The sequence below is a fragment of the Aeromonas sp. HMWF014 genome, assembly GCF_963878295.1.
Taxonomy (GTDB): domain Bacteria; phylum Pseudomonadota; class Gammaproteobacteria; order Enterobacterales; family Aeromonadaceae; genus Aeromonas; species Aeromonas popoffii.
This window is the reverse complement of sequence record NZ_CAWNYS010000463.1, coordinates 1-3,680: the sequence shown is the minus strand read 5'-3', so window position 1 is coordinate 3,680 and position 3,680 is coordinate 1. Positions and strand designations below refer to the sequence as shown.

Sequence of the window (3,680 nt, the reverse complement as noted above, 5' to 3'; positions counted from 1 at the left end):
CGAGTATCAGCCTGAGCCCGACGACGCTGGGCAACGGCTCCGTCGGCACGGGCTACAGCGCGACCCTGAGCGTCTCCAGCGGCGCCGCGCCCTACAGTTACAGCATCAGCAACGGCAGCCTGCCGGAGGGCCTGAGCCTGAACAGCGCCAGCGGTCTGATCAGTGGTACGCCGAGCACCACCGGCACCAGTAACCTGACCATTACCGTCACCGATGCCAACGGCGCCAGCTGCTCCCAGGCCTACTCGATCACCATCGCCGCCATGGAGATCAACGTGCCGGCCTCCAGCCAGATCCTGGCGGCGGGCCAGTCGGCCACCGTCGACTTGACCCAGGGCGCCACCGGTGGCCCGTTCACCCAGGCTACACTGGGGGCGGTCACACCGGCATCGGCCGGACGGGCGATGATGACCGGCCGCTTCTCAATGAGTTTCGTGCCTTCGGCCGCCTTCGTCGGCACTGCGGTCGTCAGCTTCAGCCTGGAGAATGGTAGCGGAGCCCGTGCCGTGAGCACTGTCAGCTTCATGATCCAGGAGCGCCCGGACCCGACCAAAGACGCAGAGGTCATCGGCCTGCTCAACGCCCAGACCCGCGCAGCCGAGCGTTTTGCCACCATCCAGATGGACAACTTCAATCGGCGTCTTGAACAGCTGCACCAGATGAGTTGCGACCGCAATTCGTTCAATGCCAGCTTGCGCAACGAAGGCCGCGACGTACCGTTGGGCCAGATCGCCAAAGCCGTCCAGAGCCAGCTGGAGAACTCGGCTAACCAGACCGAGCAGGAGAAAAGCGAAGTCGCTACCTCCCGGCAGAACAACTGCAAACAGGATGCCATGGCGTTCTGGAGCGACGGCTTCGTCAGCGTCGGCTCGACCCATGCACAGGGTGCGCAGGATAACAGCTTCACCACCCTGAGCCTGGGCGTCGGTGTCGACTATCGTCTGTCGCCTACCGCCATTGCTGGTGTCGGTATCGGCTACGGCAATGACCGCAGTGACATCGGCAAACACGACACTCGCAGCGATGGGGATTCTATCGGCATCGCCACCTACCTGAGCCTGAACTTGGCACCGCAGGTGCATGCCGACGGCCTGCTGGGCTACAACCGCATCAGCTTCGACTCGCGCCGCTACATCACTGGCAGCGCCGATGACTATGTCCGTGGCTCGCGGGATGCCGATCAGTTGTTCGCCTCCCTGACTGCCAGCAATGAATACCGCCAGGGGCCTATGTCGCTGACGCCCTACGGCCGCTTGAACGCCAGCAGCACATACCTGGATGCCTACCGTGAAAGTGGCGGCGGCATTTACGGCTTGTCCTACGACAAGCAGCGCCAGCAGAACTTCACCTCCTACCTCGGCGTGCGATCGAGCTACGATCTGACGACCCAAATCGGTTTGGTCACGCCCAAGGTCGGCCTGGCCTGGGGCCACAACTTCAGTAACAGTAGCGATTACAAGATGCGCTACACCGACCAGGGTGACGAAGGCACCCTGTACCAGTTCAAGCCCGACGCGGTGGACAGCGATTTTGCTAGTTTGGAGATGGGCGTGGACTTTAACCTCGGACGCGTCTGGCAAGTGGGGGTTTCGTACAAAACAGCTCTTGGCACGAACGAGCGTAACGACACTATCCGCCTGGGTCTGAATGGCCAGTTCTGAATCCAGGATCCAGTTCAACATGTTTGGGTTGCTCCCTACAGAAGGAAATGGATCCCCCTGAGGTATAGCCACAAAATAACACTCCGCCAGACCCCGACTTTGGCGGAGTGTTGTGCTTTAGCTGCGCGGAAGGAGTGGAAATTGCACAACGGCTCAAGGGCTTTGTGACCGGCCGGAAAACCCTTGCAGAAGGGGGCAAGCCAGTCGTCGTTAGAGATGAAGCGACGGAGGGCTCATACGCTGATGAACGAAGGGCTATCCAGACTGAAAGCGGCGAGGTATAGCGTTACGTGGTGGTTCCCGATATTAGAAGCAGTTGCGCATCGTGCGATGGGTGAGATCAGGGAGGGTTGGCGTGGGTCTCCGTTTATTTGGCTAAACATGTCCGTTGGACCAAGCAGATGACATTGATACAAAACAGGATGTTTGAAAAGCATTATTAAATAATGCACCTTCTTAATAACCTGTACATGAACGATTATTTACAACAATGAAGAAAGGGTGCGTCACGCACCCTTGAACATTAACTTCATTAACTTTTTTCGCTATTGAAGTGTGGGGGCTCCTACATCGGGGTAAATAACTCCAGGAAACGACTATAAGAAATTGGGTTGCTACCTTGTGGTTTGTCCTTTGCAAGAATAACATCGTTATTGCTAATATTTACGAAAACTTGCTCTTTATAAAGCTGGTTAATCAGGTTGTCACCATCCCATACCCAATGCTGCTCAAGCTTCATATTGTCATTACATAGCCCCATGGATACGCCGTGCTTGCTGATATCATCTGATGTTCTTTCTAAGCAGTACCCAATGGCGGAAATACTTTGTAGTCTTCCAAATTTATCCATAAAGAAACCCTGTTTCTTATTGTTGTTAATATCACAGGTCTCAAAAGTGAATGTTGGTGAGTTATTGTTTCCAATGATGCTAGTGCATTTGCTTGATACTCCTCCCAACTGTAGATTTACTGGCCACTGACCAATAAATACAGGGTTATCCCAATCCACTTTAAATGAAATGTTTGCTTTCAATTGCGGTGCCTGGATAGACTCGCCTCTGAATTTTGTTCTACAAATTGGGGTGGTACTACAGATAACATCGCCATATGCTTTGAATACTTTGGGTGTAATTACTGCTTCAATGTTAAACGTTCCTGTGCCAGCTTTTCCTTTTTCATCGTTCACAAAGGTAACATCAAAGCTAGGCATGAAGTTCTCGTAAGACATTTGAGATATATTGTCATACATCAATGGGTCTTTTCTATTTAAAGAGTTTTGAGCGCCATACCACCTCATGTTATCCTTGGCATTATTAAACTGTTTCCTCTCCCATGAAAAAATTGCTTCATCACTGCCGCTGGGGTCATTAAGTAATCTTTTTGATACTGCATACTCTCTTGATGTGATCGTAACATTTCGACTTTGTTCTGAGGTGACACTTGTGGTGAGCGTAGGCTGCTTCGCCGTGACACTTAGTGTTGCATTATAAGTGACTTTATTCCCCTGGCTAATACTGCTTTCAGGATTTATATTTTCAGGGAATGAATTGAAGATACGGGCTCTTGCTTTAGATGGTGAATTTTTGTCTGATTTAACAGTGAAGGTTGCTGCCTCAATAATTGGAGCACTCATGAACTCAGTGCTACTATATTTTTCTTTGTTTTTAATTGTTCTGATGGCCTCATGGTTTAGCGTGATCCCACGGCCTTGAGTTTCTTTACCAATGCTAACCCTTACGAATTTACCATTATTAGACATCCCAGATTTCTCGGAGCTTGCTAGCGATACCAAGAATATTAAATCGATATCTCTGTCTTTACAGGTGGATATGGTACTACCATCCCAGCTAACTCCACAGGTTGAGTTCTGTATAACACTTGAGTTATTGAGATTGAGGTAATACTCAATCATAGGGATTTGTTGGTTGAATTCACCTTGATAGCTAAAATTAGTTGCTGGAGAGATGTCACTCAAATCACTTAATTGTTCTATTTTATATAAGGTATCGTGAATCAGAT

General features: G+C 50.8%; 2 protein-coding genes and 1 pseudogene. 2 read left to right on the top strand and 1 reads right to left on the bottom strand.

Annotated features, from left to right (window positions below):
* Positions 1 to 1,661, top strand: a 1,661-nt coding sequence (locus AAC083_RS18165; protein WP_219927910.1) for an autotransporter domain-containing protein, incomplete at its 5' end; no start/stop codon positions are given.
* 129 nt (positions 1,662 to 1,790) lie between these two features.
* Positions 1,791 to 2,104 (top strand): annotated as a pseudogene (locus AAC083_RS18160) (IS4 family transposase); the annotation flags it as partial.
* 122 nt (positions 2,105 to 2,226) lie between these two features.
* Here the strand turns inward: AAC083_RS18160 and AAC083_RS18155 are convergent.
* A partial coding sequence (locus AAC083_RS18155; protein ID WP_146181725.1) for a leukocidin family pore-forming toxin occupies positions 2,227 to 3,680 on the bottom strand: 1,454 nt, incomplete at its 5' end.